Annotated in this window: 15 protein-coding genes; 8 read left to right on the top strand and 7 right to left on the bottom strand. The window is 66.6% G+C overall.

Annotated features, from left to right (window positions below):
• Nucleotides 1–173: 173 nt before the first annotated feature.
• The 4 genes from ACQPXH_RS31955 to ACQPXH_RS31940 all read right to left on the bottom strand — a co-directional run bounded on the left by ACQPXH_RS31955 (nt 174) and on the right by ACQPXH_RS31940 (nt 6026).
• Nucleotides 174–3080 (bottom strand): MMPL family transporter, encoded by a 2907-nt coding sequence (locus ACQPXH_RS31955; RefSeq protein ID WP_433600121.1) that lies wholly within the window; start codon nt 3078–3080, stop codon nt 174–176.
• Nucleotides 3080–3808 carry an NYN domain-containing protein gene (locus ACQPXH_RS31950; RefSeq protein WP_387287475.1) on the bottom strand — a complete coding sequence of 243 codons (729 nt, stop codon included), beginning with the start codon at nt 3806–3808 and terminating at the stop codon, nt 3080–3082. Before ACQPXH_RS31950 ends, ACQPXH_RS31955 begins: the two co-directional genes overlap by 1 nt.
• Nucleotides 3808–4617 (bottom strand): tRNA (guanosine(46)-N7)-methyltransferase TrmB, encoded by an 810-nt coding sequence (gene trmB, locus ACQPXH_RS31945; RefSeq protein ID WP_433600120.1) that lies wholly within the window; start codon nt 4615–4617, stop codon nt 3808–3810. The genes ACQPXH_RS31950 and trmB overlap by 1 nt, the downstream gene beginning before the upstream one ends.
• Before the next feature lie 71 nt (nt 4618–4688).
• Nucleotides 4689–6026 (bottom strand): lipase family protein, encoded by a 1338-nt coding sequence (locus tag ACQPXH_RS31940; protein ID WP_433600119.1) that lies wholly within the window; start codon nt 6024–6026, stop codon nt 4689–4691.
• 236 nt (nt 6027–6262) lie between these two features.
• Between ACQPXH_RS31940 and ACQPXH_RS31935 the strand changes: the two genes are divergently transcribed.
• The 4 genes from ACQPXH_RS31935 (at nt 6263) to ACQPXH_RS31920 (ending at nt 11999) form a co-directional block, all read left to right on the top strand.
• The gene (locus ACQPXH_RS31935) at nt 6263–7045 is read left to right on the top strand and encodes an SDR family oxidoreductase (protein WP_433600118.1); all 783 of its coding nucleotides are present in this window, start codon (nt 6263–6265) and stop codon (nt 7043–7045) included.
• Nucleotides 7046–7131: 86 nt separating this feature from the next.
• Nucleotides 7132–8265, top strand: coding sequence for a hypothetical protein (locus ACQPXH_RS31930; protein ID WP_433600117.1), 1134 nt, complete (start codon nt 7132–7134; stop codon nt 8263–8265).
• Nucleotides 8252–9883 carry a hypothetical protein gene (locus tag ACQPXH_RS31925; protein WP_433600116.1) on the top strand — a complete coding sequence of 544 codons (1632 nt, stop codon included), beginning with the start codon at nt 8252–8254 and terminating at the stop codon, nt 9881–9883. Before ACQPXH_RS31930 ends, ACQPXH_RS31925 begins: the two co-directional genes overlap by 14 nt.
• A 277-nt stretch (nt 9884–10160) precedes the next feature.
• Nucleotides 10161–11999, top strand: a complete 1839-nt coding sequence (locus ACQPXH_RS31920) for a phosphoenolpyruvate carboxykinase (GTP) (protein WP_433600115.1) — start codon at nt 10161–10163, stop codon at nt 11997–11999.
• Nucleotides 12000–12754: 755 nt separating this feature from the next.
• Here the strand turns inward: ACQPXH_RS31920 and ACQPXH_RS31915 are convergent.
• Nucleotides 12755–12895, bottom strand: coding sequence for a hypothetical protein (locus ACQPXH_RS31915; protein WP_433600114.1), 141 nt, complete (start codon nt 12893–12895; stop codon nt 12755–12757).
• Nucleotides 12896–13022: 127 nt separating this feature from the next.
• Between ACQPXH_RS31915 and ACQPXH_RS31910 the strand changes: the two genes are divergently transcribed.
• The 3 genes from ACQPXH_RS31910 to ACQPXH_RS31900 all read left to right on the top strand — a co-directional run bounded on the left by ACQPXH_RS31910 (nt 13023) and on the right by ACQPXH_RS31900 (nt 14023).
• Nucleotides 13023–13250, top strand: coding sequence for a hypothetical protein (locus ACQPXH_RS31910; protein WP_433600113.1), 228 nt, complete (start codon nt 13023–13025; stop codon nt 13248–13250).
• Nucleotides 13251–13332: 82 nt separating this feature from the next.
• Nucleotides 13333–13578 (top strand): hypothetical protein, encoded by a 246-nt coding sequence (locus tag ACQPXH_RS31905; RefSeq protein ID WP_433600112.1) that lies wholly within the window; start codon nt 13333–13335, stop codon nt 13576–13578.
• A 187-nt stretch (nt 13579–13765) separates the two neighbouring features.
• Nucleotides 13766–14023, top strand: a complete 258-nt coding sequence (locus ACQPXH_RS31900; RefSeq protein ID WP_433600111.1) for a hypothetical protein — start codon at nt 13766–13768, stop codon at nt 14021–14023.
• On the opposite strand, the gene ACQPXH_RS31895 is transcribed toward ACQPXH_RS31900, so the two are convergent.
• Nucleotides 14024–15466 carry an aldehyde dehydrogenase gene (locus ACQPXH_RS31895; RefSeq protein ID WP_433600110.1) on the bottom strand — a complete coding sequence of 481 codons (1443 nt, stop codon included), beginning with the start codon at nt 15464–15466 and terminating at the stop codon, nt 14024–14026.
• 208 nt (nt 15467–15674) lie between these two features.
• On the opposite strand from ACQPXH_RS31895, the gene ACQPXH_RS31890 reads away from it, so the two are divergent.
• Nucleotides 15675–15974 (top strand): hypothetical protein, encoded by a 300-nt coding sequence (locus ACQPXH_RS31890; protein WP_433600109.1) that lies wholly within the window; start codon nt 15675–15677, stop codon nt 15972–15974.
• Nucleotides 15975–15976: 2 nt separating this feature from the next.
• Here the strand turns inward: ACQPXH_RS31890 and ACQPXH_RS31885 are convergent, their stop codons facing one another.
• Entirely contained in the window at nt 15977–16759 is a 783-nt protein-coding gene (locus ACQPXH_RS31885; RefSeq protein WP_433603653.1) for a class I SAM-dependent methyltransferase, read from the bottom strand.
• Nucleotides 16760–16810: the final 51 nt, after the last annotated feature.

The following is a 16810-nucleotide window of genomic DNA, read 5'->3' as shown; positions in this document are numbered from 1 at the left end:
TCGGCGCAAAACTGCTACGGGAGGAATCCCTATCGCGACGCTCGCGAACCCAGTCAGACCTGACAGCACCATCTGGCGATACCACCAACGCTGCTCAACGAACAAGGAGGACGCCGGGTCTTCCTGCGTGCCTCTTGCGTAGTCGCCGCTGAAAGGCGCGGCCGCGCAACGTGTTACTCGCGATCCCGCCGCCGCAGCAACTCGTTCACACTGACCGTCCGCCCGTCCGCGCTGTGATGCCGACCTTCGTCGGGCTGGCCGATGCGGCGACGGTTGGACCGTAACTCGGCCATCCAGTTTTCGATGCTGCTCCGATTCTCGTCCGAGGCATCGTCATTCGACGGGGCGGGCTGTTCCGAGACCGCGTGGTAAGTCGGATGGTCCGAAGCCGGGATCGGCGTCTGCTGAACCGGTGGCGGGGGAGGCGTCGGTGTGGGCGCAGGCGGAATCGGACGAGTCGGTTCGGAGGCTCCCGAAATCGTCGGAATCGGCCGCGGCCGAATGGGCTCGGGTGCGGGCGGTGCCGACTGGCCGAGCGGCGCGGCGGGCGACCCATGCGCGGGCGGCGACCCTGGTGCGGGCGGCGACCCCGGTGCGGGCGGCGACCCCGGCGCAGCCGATGCCTGTCCGGAGGGCGGCACGGGCGGCCCAGGCGGTGGCGTATGCAGCGGCGAATTCGCCCGCGGCCGAGTCGGATCGTGCGGCGCGACAGCGGGCCGTGGCGGCACCGGTGGTTCGGGCGGGAGCTTCGCGAAATGCTGCGTCGGCGCATCCGCCTCGATCTCCTCGACCGTGCGCGGCCGTCGCGGTGACCGCGACCGGGTACTGGCGTTATCGGTGAGCGCGGGCATCTGCATCGTCACCGGATCGGTGATCGGCGTGGTCTTCACCAGGTCGACGACCTCGCCCCCGCCGGGACGTTCGTCGTCCAGAATCGGCTCGCCGAGCCCGATCTTCTGCTGCACCTTCTTCATCCACGCCGGCGCCCACCAGCAGTCGTCGCCGAGCAGTTTCATGGTGGCAGGGACGAGCAGCATGCGCAGGATCGTCGCGTCGATGAACAGCGCCGCGATCATCCCGTAGGCCAGATACTGCATCATGACCAGATCGGAGAATGCGAACGCGCCGGTCACCACGAGCAGGATGAGCGCGGCGGCGGTGATGATGCGACCGGTCTGCGCGGTACCGATGCGCACCGCCTCGGTGGTCGAAGCCCCCTGTGTGCGCGCTTCGACCATGCGCGACAACAGGAATACTTCGTAGTCGGTCGAAAGACCGTAGATAACCGCGATGATCAGCACCAATACCGGTGACATGATCGGCTGTGGAGTGAAGTTCAGCAGGCCCGCGGCGTGCCCGTCGACGAAGATCCACGTCAAAATGCCGAGCGTGGAACCCAATCCGAGCGCGCTCATCAACGCGGCCTTGATGGGCAGCACCAGGGAGCCGAAGGTGAGGAACATCAGCAGCGTGGTCACGAACAGGACCAGCGCGATCATCCACGGCATCCGGTGCAGCAGCGCGTCGATGCTGTCCTTCTGGATCGCGGGCTGTCCGCCGACATACATCTGCACGTCGTCCGGGATTTCGAGGGAGCGCAGATAGTCGATGGTCGGATCCGCATTCTCCGAATCCGCCAGTGTCGCGCTGGTGCGGAACACTTCCTTGTCCGTATTGGACTGAGCAGGCACGTCGAAGGTGCCGTTCAAGCCGGGCGCCTGCTTGGCCGCGGTCCACACCTTGCCGACGTCACTGCTGTTACCCGAGACGAAAACCAGCTGGATCGGATCGGATTTGCGTAGCGGGAAGATCGAGTCGAACTTCGCCTGCGCGAGCCGGGTCGCGTTATCCGGCGGCAGATACCGCTCGTTGATACCGCCGAAGGCCAGATTCCTGACCGGAATGATCAGCAGCAGCAACAGGATGCAGATCGGGATCGCGATCTTGAGCGGATGCTGCATCACCCAGCGGGTCGACTTGCCCCAGAAGCCGTTCTCGACTTCCTCCGCGGTCTTGGTCTTGCGAAATCGCTTGAGCCCGAGCAAATCCACCCGCGACCCGAGAATGCTGAGCATCGCGGGCAGGATGGTGATGGCGGTCAGCGCGGCCAGCGAGACGGTCGCGATGGAGCCGTAGGCGATCGATTTCAGGAAGCCCTGCGGGAACAGCAGCATGCCGCCGAGGCTGGCGATGATCATGGTTGCGGAGAACACGACGGTGCGACCCGAGGTCATCACCGAACGGCGCACGGCCGCCCGGGTGTCGTAGCCCTCGGCGAGTTCCTCACGGAATCGACTCACGATGAACAGGCCGTAGTCGATGGCCAGACCGAGACCGATCATCGAAACGACCGGCGAGACAAACGAGTTGACCTCGGTGAACTGGGTGACGAAACGCACGATGCCCCAAGCACCGATCACCGTCAGACCACCGACGATCAGTGGCAGTGCCGCCGCGACCACACCGCCGAAGATGAAGAACAGCAGCACCGCGACCGCGGGGATGGCCAGGATCTCCATCCGCTTCTGGTCGGCGGCCATGGTGTCGTTCAGCGTGCCCGCCACCGCCTGCAGGCCAGCGACCTGCACATCGACGTCCGGAATGGCGAAGGCATCCTTCACTTTCCGGTAGTTGCGCACCATATCGGTGTCGTTATTGCCCTGGATGGCGACCGAGGCGAAGGTGTACTTCTTATCCTTCGAACCGAATGTCAACGGTGACGCCGGACCGGTTTCGGTCTGCCAGTAGGCGCCGTTGATCTTGGAGATCTCATCCGGATGTTCGCGCGGCAGCGAATTGAGGCTGTCGACGATCTTCTGCCGGAATTCGGGATCATCGATCGTCTTACCGTCCGGTGCCGTGTAGAGCACGATCACATCGCTGTTGTGATCACGCCCGAACGCCTCGTCGGACAGCTTGGCCGCGTTGGCCGATTGCGACGTGGGATCGTCCCACCCGCTGGAGCTGAGATGGTCTTCCAGGCCCAGGCCGTAACCGCCGATGGCCAAGAGTGCGGCCGCGACTGTGCCGATGACGGCGAAGCGCAGCCGATAGACCAGATCGCCCCAGCGTGTGAACACTAAGCGACTCCTTGGGCAGGGCGAGAGGTGAGCAGCGCCGACAGCGGCCGGAACGGCTGCAGCCAGGCACCCTCGTCGGGCAGCGAGTCGAGGCTGACCCTGGGCAGCGGTTCACGGAACACGCCCGGGATGTCCTCGAGATCTACGAACTCGAGGGTATCGGATGTTACGGCCCAACTCGCATGCTCACGGAAGCCGAGTATCTGAACGGGGATTCCGTTGGCGGCCAATCGTTCGAGTGGTTCGCGAAATGCCTGGCCATCGGCGGAGGCGACCATGATGCCCGCCAGCCCGGCACCGCGGCTGCGTAGCTCGATGTGCGCGAGCATATCCGCGTCGACATCGGAGTCCTCATCGATCTTGGGCTTGGCGAAGACCGCGTAGCCGACATTGCGCAGCGCCTCCACCCACGGCCGCACCACATCGGCGGTGCCCGGCGCGATATTGGTGAAGACGGTCGCTTCCGGTTCGACCCGGGTCACGCTGCCCACCGATAGTTCGGCGGTGCGCGCGAGCAGCCAGCGGCCGAGCGCGTCGAAGCGCGGTCGATAGGCGGCCGTCGGGCGGCCGCCGAGGATCGCGCCCAGCCCCATGTCGAGGTTCGGGGCGTCCCAGACCAATAGCACTCGACGCACATCGGGCGTAACCGCGCCGATCACCTCGGATCCGGTTCCGTGCACCTCCCCGGCAACATCCACGACCTCATGGGCCATCTCACCGACACTCATCATCTGATCTTCCCCCATATGAACTCGTTGATGGCGCTTCCGGCGCGATGTGCCTTACCTTCGAATTTCGTGACGGGCCTTTCGAAGCCGATCGGTGCGCTGTCGCGATGCTCGGCGCTGACCCCGCCCGTTGTCTCGTTCAAGCCGATGAGCTGCGGTTCTGCGGCGCCGACCGCGGCGATGAATTCGGCGTAGTCGGCGTGGTCGGTCGCGACGTGCAACACACCGCCGGGCCGTAGGCGATTGGCGATCAATGCGAACGTCGCGGGCTGCAACAGCCGGCGTTTATGGTGTCGCGCTTTCGGCCACGGGTCGGGAAAGAAGACTCGAACGCCCGTGAGCGACTGCTCAGCAATCATGTTTTCCAACACATCCACAGCGTCACCGCGCAGCAGTCGAATGTTGTCGATCTGCTCGCGCTGGATGCGCTGCACCAGTTGCGCCAGACCGGGCTGATAGACCTCGATGCCGATGAGATTCAGATGCGGTTCCGCCTGTGCCATCGCGGCGGTGGCGGTGCCTGTCCCACAACCGATCTCGATGACGAGCGGGGCCTCGCGGCCGAACCAGGCGGTGGCGTCGAGTGGTTCGTCGGCCACATCGCGACCGATCTTGGGCCAGGTGCGATCCCAGGATTGCTGTTGGGTCGCGGTGAGTGCGCCCCGGCGCGAGCGAAAGCTCGTCACGCGGGGGTACAGGCGAGAGCCCGAGCCCATTCGGGATCCACCGTCCGCCGAAGCCGGAGCTGTGGACGGCGGTCCGGGAACTGACTCGGCAGTATGGTTCGCGGCGTCGTTCACGCGCTCCATTGTCCAGCATCGCAGGATGCGGGCGGCAAGCGGTCGTAGCGGATCGCTTGCGGGTCACCCGAGACGAACGGTTACGCGGCGCGTACGCGGGGGATTCGAGCGGCGGGCTCGGTCTCCTGACGCAGCGGCTTGCCCAGCGCCACCTTGACCGCGGTGCCGAGCATCTCCCACAGTCCGCGCACACCCGTGGGCGAGGCGGCGACCGACCACACCGTGCTGTCGCCGGCTTCGCGCACCGGTTTTCCCGCGAGCCGATCGCTCAGCCAATCCAGGCTGATCGGCGTGGCCAGCGGAAGCAGGGAGAAGTGCTCGCTGAGCCGGTCGCGCACATAGGTGACCTGTGCGCCGCCGCGGCGGTACCGCTCGACCTGACCGTCGACGCCGTCCATGTGGATGATCTGGTCGTGCACCGGCTGCAACACCAGCAGCGGGCAGGTCGGGATGGAGTGACCGAGCCGCAGGTCGTCGAGCACGGCCTGCATTTCGGGTGTGGCGAGCACCTCGACGAGCGGACGGCTCAGATGGTGACCGACATCTCTTTTGACGAGCCCGAGAACCGCCGCGAGCGGTGTCGACCGTTCGGCGCGTTCGATGAGCCGCAGCCCCTCGGCATCGCAATCGTCGTCGAATACCTCGGCCAGTGCCGGGTAGAGCCTGCGTAGCGCGGCGATCACGATCGCGGGCAGCCCGGCGTAATGCCCGCCGTTGAGTCGGGCGAATACCTGGCCGGGATCGCCGACCGGCGCGCCGAGTACCGCGCCGACGATATCGAGCTCCGGAGCGTAGGTCGGCGCCATCTCGACCAACCACGAACTGGCCATACCGCCGCCGGAATAACCCCAGACCGCGATCCGGGTATCGGGGCGCAGACCCAGCGGCGCGAAACGCAGCGCCGCGCGGATCCCGTCGAGTCCGCGGTAACCGGGCTCACGCGGCGCGCCGAAATTCCCGTGCGGGCCCTCGTGATCGGCGATGCTCACCGCCCAACCCCGGCGCAGCGCGTTGGCCACCAGCATCCATTCGAATTGGGTGACCGAGCCGAGTGCGTGGGACCCACGCCGCAATGCGTAGGAGGGGGAACATCGCTCGGCGACCGCGTCCATGGCGGTCTGGAAGGCCAGCAGCGGGCGGTCTTCGTTCGGGTCGGCGCCGAGCGGCAGCAGCACCGTGGTGACCGCCGCTTCCGGGGTGCCGTGCATGTCACAGCTGCGGTAGAGCAGCTGCCAGGCCGAGACCTGCTGCGGTACAAGACCGAACAGTGCGAGCTCGACGCGACGGCTGCGCAGGATGGTCCCGGCCGGCCGGGCCGCGAAACCCTTCGGTGGACGGAGGAATGGATCGCTACTGGGTAGCAGCGGCTTCCGATCGCCGGACGCGTCCGGCTCGACACCGATGACATCGACCGTCACGGCAACCTCCTCATCGAGACCAGCGGAACGGATTCCGCCTGGTCGGCTGCCGTGTTCGATTGCGGCGCTCCCGGGCCCTGCGCAAGCTACCGCCTCCGGGCCCGTCGCTCGCACCGCGTGTTCGAAAAACGAAGCTGCGCACCGACTATGGTGCCGACCATCCCGTCAGACTAAGTGACCATGGCATCTGTGGGAACCCCGAGGTAGGGGGCTTGCCCCCGCACTAGACTGCGCGCATGAGCAGACCGACTGTGTTCATCACCGGCGCGGCGGCGGGGATCGGCCGGGCCACGGCCCTACTTTTCGCAGCACAGGGGTATCACGTCGGTGCATACGATATCGATGAGGTGGGGTTGACCAGGCTCGCGGCCGATATCCACGCCGCCGACGGCAGTGTGCGCACCGGGGTGCTGGATGTGACGAACGACACCCACTGGACCGAGCGTCTGGCGGAGTTCAACGGTGACGAGAACCGGCTCGACATCCTCGTCAACAATGCGGGCATCCTGCGCGCGGGTTCGTTCGAATCGATCGATCTGGCCACCCACCAGACCATCATCGACGTCAATCTCGGCGGGGTCATAGCGGGTACGCATGCCGCGTTCAGCTATCTGCGCGATACGCCCGGTGCTCAGGTCGTGAATCTGTGCTCGGCGTCGGCGATCTACGGTCAACCCGAACTCGCCAGCTACGGTGCGACCAAGTCCGCGGTCAAAAACCTCACCGAGGCACTGGATCTCGAATGGGAGCGCCACGATATCCGAGTGATCGCGGTGTGGCCGCTGTTCGTGGCCACCGCCATGGTGGACGGAGTCGAAACCGGTACGACCAAATCGCTCGGCGTGCGTCTGACCGCCGAGGATGTCGCGCACGGGATCTGGGACGCGACCCGCAAGCGCGGACGGCTGCCGCGGGTGCACTACGAAATCGGCGCGCAGGCAAAGGTACTGGCGGCCGCCGCGAAATACGCGCCGAACTGGGCCGTGCGGACCGCGAACAAATACTTCAGCGGCAGCTGACCCTTTCGCGACCTGCCCGCGGTCGCTATGGCCCGTCCGCCCGGTATGTCTGCAAGAATGGCGCACCGAAAAGGGGGTGCGAAGCTTTGCCGATAGCCACCGAATCCGAGGGGCCCCGGATCCGACCGGGCGGACCCGCACGGGAACTGGACCAGCTCGACCACCTGCTCGCGACGCTGCGCTCGGGTGCCGATCCGCGGATCGTGGGCCAAGTGGGGACCGCCATAGCGCGGTGGCGTCGGCCGCCGCGCATTCAGGTGACCGGGCGGGCGCATACCGGGCGGACCACAGTGCTGCACGCGCTGGCATTGATGTCGGCGGTGGAGACGGCGCCGATCGACGAACCGGGCGTCGCCGATCCCGAACTCGACGCCGACATCATTGTCTACGTGCTCTCCGGTGCGCCACAGCCCGCGGACCGGCGGATTCTGTCGGAACTGCCGCCGGAGCGCACGGTCGCGGTGCTGAACAAGGCCGATGCCATCGGATCAAGGTGGGGTGATGCGGTCGCCGCCGCCGAGCAGTACAGCGGCGGACTCGGGACCGTCACGCTGCCGGTGGTCGCCTCGCTGGCCGTGCGCACCAGGGCCGGTGCGGTGAGCGAGGCCGATATGGCCACGCTGCGCCGCCTGGCCGAAACCGCGGATCCGGCGCTCACGCTTTCGCCCGACCTGTTCGTCGCGGCATCGGCCGGACCGGATGTCGCCGAGCGCGAAGAACTGCTGCAACGTTGGGATCTGTACGGCGTGACCTGCGCGCTGTCGGCGTTGCGGCAAGACCCCGAACTGGGTCCGCACGCACTGCTGCAGATCATGCACGCGGCCAGCGGTATCGATCCGCTGCACCGCTTATTGCACCGCCGCTACGAACAGGTCTCCGCACTGCACGGCGGCGAACTCCTCGACGAACTGGCCCGTCTCGCCGCCCGCGCCGTCCCGGCCGACGGCACGAACGCACGGGACGTGCTGGAGGACTACCTCTTCGGCGACGATGCCCTCTGGCTCGGCCTCTGCGCGGGCCTCGCCTACCCGCAGGTCGCTCACCTGGCCGCCGGATATCGCGCACCCGCGCCGTCCGATGCCGATGACGCCCTCGCCCGCGCCGCCCGCTGGCGCGCGGTGGTCTCCAGCGATATGTCCCCTGCGGCTCGCCGCGCCGCCCTGCGCGTGCACAACGGCTACATCCGGCTATGGGAACGGATGAGCAGTGCCGGACTCTGAGCAGCCGAGTGACTTTGAGCAGCCGAGTGACTCTGAGCAGCCGAGTTCCGCGGGCACGGAGCCGTCGGCCTCGGGTGCGCTCGACCGTGATGAATCCGCCACTGCTCCACGCCGATCCGCATCCGAGCAGGGCTCGCTGACTCCTGAGGTCGAGGCGGTCATCGCGCGGTGGAATCCGCAGGGGACCGCGCTGTTGCGCGCGGTGCGGGGGACCGGGGTCGCGTCGGCGGTGTCGTTGATCGGGCCCGATGACGCCAATACGAGCCTGTTGCGCACCGAACTGGCTCGGTTCGAGCCGCGGATACCGCTGTCGGATCCGGTGCCCGATGCGAGCGCGGCGGTGGAGACCACGTCGCCGTCGGGTAATGCGCCGTCGGCGGTTGCGCTCATGCTGTTGGACGCGGGTAGCGCCCTCGGCGCCGACACTGTGCACATGGTGCAGCGCTTGCGCGCCGACGGCACCCGGATCCTGCTCGCCATGAACGGCATCCACGCCTATCAGGACTGGCGCGCGGTGCAGGCGCACAACCTCGAACTGCTCGCCGCCCAGGGCATCCACGATCTGGAGATCGTGCCGGTATCGGCGCGGCTCGCGGTGGCGGGCCGATCGGCTGGAGATGCGGGTCTGCTCGATCGCTCCGGACTCGGCGCGCTGCATGCGGAACTCGCGGCGGCCACGGCCGGCGCCGAATCCGACGACCGGCTCGCCGCGGTCACCACGCGCGTGCTGACCGATACCCGCCGACGGGTCGCCGAACAGGTCGCGGTGCTGCGTTCCGGCGCGGAACCGATCCAGTGGCGCGAAGAACGCGCCGTCCTGCTCGCCGGACGTGACGGCGGCCGCGCCACCGCCATGTCCACCCTGCGCAGCCAGCTGCATCTGGCCAGGGTCGATCTGATGACCGATGTCGGTGCCCGGGTCCGCGCGCTGCACGCCGCCGCCCGGGGCGAACTCGACCGTTTGCGCCGCGCCGAATTCGGCGGCTATCCCGAACGCCTACGGCAGGCGGTCAACGAACTGACCAACGTCGTGGACGGCACCATCGACCAGCGGCTGTCCGAGCTCACCGACCGCGTCGGCGCCGCACCGGAACACGACCGCGACATGCCACCGCGTTGGCGCGATCCGGCCCCGCGTGTCGGTCCGGATCCGGAGCCGCGGCACCGAGGTGTCGAAGATCACCTCATGATCGCGCTGGGTGCGTCCGCTGGTGTCGGCATCGGCCGTCTACTGGTCGCTCCGTTCTCCCTCGTGCAAGCCGTCAATTTCGCGGTCCTGCCCGTGACGCTGCTGCTCGGAGCGGGTGCGGCGGCCTGGGTGGTGCGTGCCCGCGGCCAGGTCGCCGACCGTGCGCACCTCCGTCAATGGATCTCCGACGCGCTGGTCAATGTGAAGGCCCATTTGGAGCAGCGGGTCGTCACCGCGCTGGTGGAATCGGAGACCTCGCTATCGGACCGCGTCATGCACGCGAGCACCGAGCGAATCGTCGAAATCGACCGTCAGGTGGCCGAATTGGAGGCCAGACTGCGCCGTGCCGCGGCCGAGCAACCGGGACAGCTCGCCGCCTGCGAACGCGACATCGCCATACTCGACCGATATCGGACTTCTTTTGACTAGGTAACTTGGTGGGTACTCCTGGGGGAACCCGATTCCGTACCGGTCGTCACATCGCGTTAACCTCTTAAGCAGGAACCTGGGCGTCCGCTTCGTCCTTGTACGCGGTCCAGCCATGACGCGCTTTCGACTGGTCGTAGCGGGTGCCTTCCCGCCAACGGTGGCGCTCGGTGTGTTCGCGCTGGTCATGGGCCTGCCCGCTAGCGACTGCTTGCCAGGTCGCTCGAATGGGTCAGTCCAGGCGGAAACACCGTGAACCGCCCATCTCAGGAGAGTTTTCATGACCTCAGCGACCATTCCTGGTCTTCGCGATTCCGACGGCGAGCAGCCGACCGAGCACAGCGAACTACTCGCCTGGGTACAGGACGTCGCAGAACTCACTCAGCCGGAGCGAGTGGTCTGGGCGGACGGTTCCGACGAAGAGTGGGATCGGCTGACCGCTCAGCTCGTTGCGGCGGGCACCTTCCAGAAGCTCAACGAGGACAAGAAGCCGAACTCGTTCCTCGCCCTCTCCGACCCCTCCGATGTGGCGCGGGTCGAATCCCGCACCTACATCTGTTCGAAGACCGAGGCCGACGCGGGCCCCACCAACAACTGGGTCGACCCCACCGAGATGCGCGCCACCATGACCGAGCTGTACCGCGGCTCGATGAAGGGCCGCACCATGTACGTGGTGCCGTTCTGCATGGGCCCGCTCGGCGCCGAGGACCCCAAGCTGGGCGTGGAGCTCACCGACTCCGAATACGTCGTGGTCTCGATGCGCGTGATGACCCGGATGGGCACCGCCGCGCTGGAGAAGCTCGGCACCGACAAGCCGTTCGTGAAGGCCCTGCACTCCGTCGGCGCCCCGCTGGCCGACGGCCAGGCCGATGTGCCGTGGCCGTGCAACGACACCAAGTACATCACCCATTTCCCCGAGGACCGCGAGATCTGGAGCTACGGCTCCGGCTACGGCGGCAATGCGCTGCTCGGCAAGAAGTGCTACTCGCTCCGCATCGCCTCGGCCATGGCCCACGACGAGGGCTGGCTGGCCGAGCACATGCTGATCCTCAAGCTGATCTCGCCCGAGGACAAGGCGTACTACATCGCCGCGGCGTTCCCGAGCGCCTGCGGTAAGACCAACCTCGCAATGATCCAGCCGACGGTTCCCGGCTGGCGCGCGGAGACCCTTGGCGACGACATCGCCTGGATGCGTTTCGGCAAGGACGGCCGCCTGTACGCGGTGAATCCGGAGTTCGGATTCTTCGGCGTCGCGCCGGGCACCAACCGCAGCTCGAACCCGAACGCCATGGCGACCGTCGAGGCGGGCAACACGGTCTACACCAATGTCGCGCTCACCGATCACGGCGATGTCTGGTGGGAGGGCCTGGAGGGCGAGCCCGATCACCTGATCGACTGGAAGGGCAACGACTGGTACCTGCGGGAGACCGAGACCCTTGCCGCGCACCCGAACTCGCGGTACTGCACGCCGATGTCGCAGTGCCCGATCCTGGCTCCGGAATGGGACGACCCGCAGGGTGTGCCGATCTCGGCCATTCTGTTCGGCGGCCGCCGCAAGACCACGGTTCCGCTGGTGACCGAATCCTTCGACTGGCAGCACGGCGTCTTCATGGGCGCGACCCTGTCGTCCGAGCAGACCGCAGCCGCCGAGGGCAAGGTCGGCACCGTGCGCCGCGACCCGATGGCGATGCTGCCGTTCATGGGCTACCACGTCGGTGACTACCTGAATCACTGGATCAATGTCGGCAAGAATGCCGATGCGAACAAGCTGCCGAAGATCTTCTACGTGAACTGGTTCCGTCGCGGTGGCGACGGCCGCTTCCTGTGGCCCGGATTCGGTGAGAACTCCCGCGTGCTGGAGTGGATCGTCGGCCGCATCGAGGGTTCGGCGCAGGCCGAGCCGACCGCGATCGGCAATGTGCCCACCGCCGCCCAGATGGACCTCGAGGGTCTGAATGTCGACCCGGTCGATGTCGACGAGGCACTCGCCGTCGATGCCGCCGAATGGCGCAAGGAGATCCCGCTCATCGAGGAGTGGTTCGAATTCGTCGGCGACAAGCTGCCCTCCGGCGTGCGCGACGAGTTCGAGGCGCTGAAGGAGCGCTTGGGCTCTGTCTGATTGCCGCGCCTGCGGCGCGGCGGGTTCGCGGCCCCCGGGTGTCTCGCGTCCGAGCCGTCGAGACTCGCGCCTGCGGCGCATCGCTTCGACGGCTCGGACGCGAGACGGGCCGCGAACGGTCGCTCGTAAGACTCGCTCCGTGCGGGGTGGTCAGTGCTTGAACGGATCTTTGTCAGGCCAAGCACGCGGATCCGGCGGCTGGCGAACGCGTCGTCCAGACTCGCGACTACGTCGCATGCGCTTCGACGGCTCGGACGCGAGACGGGCCGCGAACGGTCGCTCGTAAGACAGTAATGATTGCTGAGTTCCCGTGGTGGCCGTCCTGACTCACCGTAAGACGGTACGGGGTGATCAGTGCTCGAACGGAATTTGTCAGGCCAGGCGCGCGGGTCGGGTGGGTGGCGTCCGGGTCGTCGAGACTTGCGCCTGCGGCGCATGCGTTTCGACGCCTCGGATGAGAGATGGGCCGCGAACTCCTCGCTCTTGAGACTCGCTTCGTGCTGGGTGAGTAATTTCCGAAACTCGCGGCACCGCCCGCACCATCTTTCGACGATGGTGCGGGCGGATTCGGCTGGGGCGGACTTATTCGGAGAACGGCGCGAACCGGATCACTTGACGGAAGCCGGCGGTCCGGAAGAGCCATCGGATCCGTCCGTCCGGCACTGCGGCCGCCTCATTCGTCAGCGCTTGTGTCACATGCTGTTTGAAGTTGTGCCGAGGATGGCGCCGCAGCAGTTCCTCGACCCAGCTCGGATCTAGGTCGGACATCCGTGCCCCGAAGACGTCCACCGACGCGCCTGCGGAACGAAGCCGAGATCGTCGACCTCATCGGCGACTCCGACGGTGAGGTGCGCGGCGATCGCGGCACCGACGGTGTGCGCCTCGATCTGGCGCACCTGCTCGCGCAGGGTCTGGGGCGTATTGCGATGAATTCGCCACGCTGTTCCCAGCGGTAAAGCTTGACCCCGCCGCGCTTTACGTGGACGACGGTGATGTGCTCACCTCGGTGGATTGTCCGCGGGAATGGACCTGTGTCCGCATATCGTGCGTCGAGAGTTGGGTGCGGGTGTGGCGGCCGATCTGGCCCGCTGGAATGTGACACCACCGCGCCGCGAGGGCGGTCAGGCGCAATACATTCCGGATGCTTTGGGCAGCAATGACTTCCCGGGCGCGCTGGCCGCGACCATGGCCTGGGGGCGGCGAATCCGGCTGCAGCGCCGGATGTTTCGGCGATTGCCGGACTTGCGCTGATGAGCGAACGCACATTCATCCGCCGATTCGAAGCCGAGGTGGGCACCACGCCGCGCGGCGCTGGTTGGAGGCGCAGCGCACCGTGCGTGCCAGAGGGTTGCTGAAGACTACCGAACTGTTCACCGAAGTTGTTGCGGCACAGTCCGGATTCGGTAGCGTCACCGCGCTGCGGGTGCATCTGCGCGCGGCCACCGGTACGACGCCCGCCGGTTATCGCCGGTCGCTGCATCGCTGGCAAATCTCGTCGGTGAATGCGCGTACCAGGCGGTATCGATCGGTCGATGTTTTCGGATCGTCGGATCTGAAGCCGTCGGTGCGCTACGGTTGATTTGCCCGGATGTGCTTCGTATTAATACGAGGAATGTCCGGGAGGGGCGCATGTTACGCGTGTTTCCGTCTCATGACCCGCCAGATCAATTGCCAATCATTAACTCAATGACTGAACTACTTCCCTTTCGACTCGCGAATCCGAACCTTGCGGCCAGCGATGAGATCAACGCATGAGAGGTGGTTGGATGAATACGGCATCGCGAAGCGATTCCTCGAGGGGTGGCGGTCGGGTGACGGGTGGGCCCGATCTGGAAATCGGCCCGCTGGCGGTGCCGCAGATCGAGCCGGCGACCGCGAGCACGCCGCTGCGGCGCGCTGCCGGACGTTTGCAGGATGCGCTGCCGTCGGGCTGGCAGGTCGAAATCGTCGACGCCGGTGCGCCGAGGATCGTCGACGCACCGGATCGTCAGCCGGTAGTCCGGGTGGTTATGCCGGGGGCTTGACTACCCCGTCCATCCCATCGGCATCAGCAGGGACTTCTGCTCGCAGAATGCGTCCAGACCCTCTGGTCCGTTCTCCCGGCCGAGGCCGGAGTTCTTGTAGCCGCCGAAGGGCGAACTCGGGTCGAATGCGTACCAATTGATCGCGTACGTTCCGGTACGCACCCGCGCCGCGATTTCCGCGCCGTGCTCGATATCGGCGGTCCAGACCGAGCCGGCCAGGCCGTATACGGAATCGTTCGCGATGGCCACCGCTTCGTCCTCGGTCTCGTACGGGATGACCGACAGGACCGGGCCGAAAATCTCCTCCTGCGCGATCGTCGACTTGTTGTCGACATCGGCGAAGATGGTCGGCTCGACGAACCAGCCGCGGTCCACATTCGCCGGGCGGCCGCCGCCGAGCACCAGTCGCGCGCCCTCCTCCCTGCCCTTGGCTATATAGCCCTCGACGCGGTCACGCTGACGTTCGGAGATCAGTGGGCCGAAGGTCGTCGCCGGATCGGTGGGATCGCCGGTTTTCAGCGTCTGCACGTGCTCGACCAGCGCTTCCAGGATCTCGTCGTAGCGGCTGCGCGGCGCGAGAATGCGGGTCTGCGCGACGCAACCCTGGCCGCTGTTCATCAGACCGGAGAAGGCGAGCACCGGGATATTGGCGATATCCATATCCGGCAGCAGGATTGCCGCCGATTTGCCGCCCAGCTCGAGCGAGACGCTTTTGAGCTGTCCGGTCGCAATGGCGCCGATCTTGCGACCGACCGCGGTGCTGCCGGTGAAGGTGACCTTGTCGACGCCCGGATGCGAGACCAGATATTCCGCGGCATCCGCCTCGGCGGGCAGGATCGACAGCACGCCCTCGGGCAGGCCCGCCTCGGTGAAGATTTCCCCGATCTTGTTGGCGGTCAACGGAGTCAGCGGCGCGGGCTTGAGCACCACCGTGCATCCGGCGAGCAATGCGGGCGCGAGCTTATTGGCCGCGAGAAACAGCGGGACATTCCAGGCCGTGACGGCCGCGACCACACCGCGCGGCTCCCGCGAGACCCGCGCGGTGCCGAACAGGCCGGTGCGGGTTTCGTTCCAGGGGAAGGACTCGGCCAGTCCGGCGTACGCGTCGAGCGCGGCCACCGCCGGAATCTGGTTGAGCGTCATGGCGATCATCTGCGGTGCGCCCATTTCCGCGGTGAGCGTGGCGAGCAGATCCGCCGAACGCTCCTCGATCAGGCGCGCGGCGCGCGTGAGCACCTGGGCGCGCTCCGCGGGCGGTGTGGACGGCCATGGACCGTTGTCGAAGGCGTGCCGAGCGGCGGCTACCGCGGCGTCGACGTCGGCGCGACCCACCACCGGGACGCTGCCCACCGGCTCGACCGTTGCGGGCGAGATGACCTGGAGGCGCTCGGTGGCGGCGGGCGCGGTCCAGCGGCCGCCGATGAACAGGCTGTCGTAATGCATGAGAACACGTTACAGTTTTGTGGCCCGATTGTCTGTAACATGTTCCAGTTCGCCATCTGGTCCACGGTCTGAACTGCGCGAATTCCAACCTGTCGGTTCGCTTTTCAGAGAACGCACTATTGCGTTCTGTTCCTGTACCGGTCATGCTGTAGCTACTGATCAGCTCGCTCGATTCATGAACCGATTACGCAATTGGGGAGTCAGAGTCATGGCGGTGCAAGTGATCGGTCGGTCGTTGATGACCAGCGACCAGACCGAGCATCAAGCTAAAAGTGTGGGCGTAGGTGGATGGGTGGTTTCCTTCCTACCGGGCCGGACGCTGACCATCGAGCAGGCAACCGCCGCGATGCAGGCCGCCGAGGCGGTCGCCGTCGTCGGAATGCTGGCTGATCAGGTCGGTCTGACCACCCTGGAGACGGTCGGTTTGGCCATTCAGGAATCGCCATGGGCGGCCACGATCAACGTATGCGGGCGCAGGAGCTGGCGCCGGGGCTGGCTGGAGAAGTAGCGCTACGGCTTGCCGGCCACTACCACCAGATTGCTCACCAGTAACTCTCGCAACACGGGTACGCGAACCAGCCACCAGGCCCAACGCGGGTGGTAGCGGGGGAAAATGATGCGCACATCCGCGGAAGTGCCTGCCGCCCAACGCAACCCGTCGGCGGCGCGGACCGCGAACAGCGACTTGCCGAAGCGGTTCTTCGGTTCCCGGCCGGTCTTGCGACGGTATCGGCGCGCTGCGTACTCACCACCGAGGTAGTGCCACGGCCCTGTTTCGTGGCCGCCGAACGGGCCGTGCCAGACCGTGTACGAGAGCACTATCAAGCCGCCCGGACGGGTCACACGGACCATTTCGTCGGCCATGACCCACGGCTGCGGCACATGCTCGGCGACATTCGAGGAGAAGCAGATGTCGACGGCGTTATCGCGGAACGGTAGTGCCATACCGGACCCGCGGACCGCGCCCGCCACCGAGAGTCCGGCGGCGTGCATCTCCGATGGGTCGGGCTCGACGGGGAGGTAGCGTGCACCGGTCTTGACGAATTCGTCGGCGAAGTAGCCGGGGCCGCCGCCGACATCCAGGATGGTCGCGCCGTTGAGGCCGTGTCCGGTGATATCTGTGTAGAAGTCGACGAGCATCGCCGCGCTGTCGGCGGCCAGACCGCCGTAGAACAGTGCGGGATCGGTCTGCTCGAATCGGAAACTGCCGAGCAGCCGCAGCGACCGGCGCAAGGTCGCCCGCCGCGCGAACCGGGACACGGCTCGTCCGCGCCGTGGGGCTTGGGCCGCCACGGCCTCGGCTGGCTCGGTTTCAGCAGTCGGCACGGCGCAGAGTCTCGCATA

The organism is Nocardia sp. CA-135953, from assembly GCF_050955735.1.
Taxonomy (GTDB): Bacteria; Actinomycetota; Actinomycetes; order Mycobacteriales; family Mycobacteriaceae; genus Nocardia.
Note: the sequence above shows the minus strand (reverse complement) of the source record. Positions and strands in the feature narration are given on the sequence as shown.

Excerpts from the sequence above, each read along its gene's own strand:
- ACQPXH_RS31950 (WP_387287475.1), bottom strand. The coding sequence starts at position 3,808 with ATGAGTGTCGGTGAGATGGCCCATGAGGTCGTGGATGTTGCCGGGGAG.
- trmB (WP_433600120.1), bottom strand. The coding sequence starts at position 4,617 with ATGGAGCGCGTGAACGACGCCGCGAACCATACTGCCGAGTCAGTTCCC.
- ACQPXH_RS31935 (WP_433600118.1), top strand. The coding sequence starts at position 6,263 with ATGAGCAGACCGACTGTGTTCATCACCGGCGCGGCGGCGGGGATCGGC.
- ACQPXH_RS31920 (WP_433600115.1), top strand. The coding sequence starts at position 10,161 with ATGACCTCAGCGACCATTCCTGGTCTTCGCGATTCCGACGGCGAGCAG.
- ACQPXH_RS31910 (WP_433600113.1), top strand. The coding sequence starts at position 13,023 with ATGGACCTGTGTCCGCATATCGTGCGTCGAGAGTTGGGTGCGGGTGTG.
- ACQPXH_RS31900 (WP_433600111.1), top strand. The coding sequence starts at position 13,766 with ATGAATACGGCATCGCGAAGCGATTCCTCGAGGGGTGGCGGTCGGGTG.
- ACQPXH_RS31895 (WP_433600110.1), bottom strand. The coding sequence starts at position 15,466 with ATGCATTACGACAGCCTGTTCATCGGCGGCCGCTGGACCGCGCCCGCC.
- ACQPXH_RS31890 (WP_433600109.1), top strand. The coding sequence starts at position 15,675 with ATGGCGGTGCAAGTGATCGGTCGGTCGTTGATGACCAGCGACCAGACC.